The 1,494-nt window shown below is 38.0% G+C and carries 2 protein-coding genes; one reads left to right on the top strand and one right to left on the bottom strand.

Going from position 1 to position 1,494, the window contains the following annotated elements; genetic code table 11:
* Positions 1 to 1,068, top strand: a 1,068-nt coding sequence (locus tag JOC76_RS29705; RefSeq protein WP_205182337.1) for an IS110 family RNA-guided transposase, incomplete at its 5' end; no start/stop codon positions are given.
* A gap of 18 nt (positions 1,069 to 1,086) precedes the next feature.
* Here JOC76_RS29705 and JOC76_RS30685 read toward each other — a convergent pair.
* Positions 1,087 to 1,218: a hypothetical protein gene (locus tag JOC76_RS30685; RefSeq protein ID WP_275591440.1), complete on the bottom strand. Its 132-nt coding sequence runs from the start codon at positions 1,216 to 1,218 to the stop codon at positions 1,087 to 1,089.
* Positions 1,219 to 1,494: the final 276 nt, after the last annotated feature.

Consider the following 1,494-nt stretch of genomic DNA (forward strand, 5'->3'; position numbering starts at 1 on the left):
TTAAATAATCTAAATGAAGCTATTGTGGGGATGGAGCCGACTGGACACTACTGGATCAATCTTTCAAAATGGCTTTCTAAACAAAACATCGAAGTGGTAACGGTAAACCCTCATTTAGTAAAAAAAAATAAAGAAAACCGTGATAATACTCAATCAAAAAGTGATAAAAAAGATGCCTTAGTCATCGCTGATATGGTGAAGAATGGTTACTATTCGGAAGTTAGATACACATCAGAATCATTTGAAAAACTAAGAGTTCTAATGTCTAACCGTGATGTAGTTGTTAAACGCCTTGTCAGTTCTATTAATCAATTAAATCGTTGGGTAGATATTGTCTTTCCTGAACTCCGACATGTGTTTAAAGATATTAAGGCTAAAGGGGCAATCGCAACCCTTCGTTTATTCCCCTCCCCTGTTGACTTAGAGAATATGCAGCCTCACGAGGTTATTACAGGTTGGAAATCTATAATGAAGAGGCAGCCTGGATTAAAAAAGGCCCTATTACTCATCCAGTTAGCTAAGAAATCTGTTGGTAATAGACAAGCACTTGATGCTTATAAATTCCATTTGGAACAATTATTAGAGGAATATGATTTAGCTTTAACTCAACTCGAAAGAGTTGAACAACAAGTTACTGAGGCATTAAATAAAATTCCTTTCGCTAAGAAGCTCCTTACCATAAAAGGAATAAGTGATATTTCTTTAGCTGGCATACTAGGTGAAGCTGGTGATTTAAGCAGCTTTTCTCATGGCAATTCTTTACTTCGCCATGCAGGATTGCATTTAGCCGAAGCAAGTTCGGGCAAGTGGAAAGGCCAGATTATCATTTCTAAGCGAGGACGTTCCAGATTAAGGCGATTCCTCTACTTAGCGACAATGAGCCTTGTGATGAATAATCCAGAATTTAAAGCAATACATTTTCATAATGTCAAAGTAAAAAAAATAAAGAAAATGAAATCTATTATGAAGCTAATTGGCAAATTGGCAAGGATTTTTGTAGGTATTTCTAGACGAAATGAGTCTTATTGCCCTGATAAGGTCAAACCATTATCACCGTTAGCTGCCTAATAAATTACAGAAATTAAGTTAATCGTCCCCTTGAAATAAGAAATACGGCACACTTGTATTGACCGAATGTTGGCTTATTTGCAGGATTTCAAATATGTACGGAGTACCAGGTTTGTTGAACATAAGGGCACAGACCCATTCCGTTAGCATAACTGGCCTCCACCCCTTGGATAGGCATGACGAAGGAATGATAGGGCGTTTGACCCGTTGAGACATGGGAGGGAAAGCCTCCAGGGGCGGCGTGGAGCACGTGCATTATATGGTAAAATATGGAGTTTTTATTCACTCCTCTATTTCACTATGCCTTCACGAAGCCATAATGATCTGAACGCAATTTATTTAATCGTTAACTCCAAATCAAGGGATATGAAATCCTGCGAATAAGCGAGCATTCGAGAGAAAATCGTATTTAACTGAGGGAGTTCA

Source organism: Neobacillus cucumis, assembly GCF_016908975.1.
Lineage (GTDB): Bacteria > Bacillota > Bacilli > Bacillales > Cytobacillaceae > Neobacillus > Neobacillus cucumis.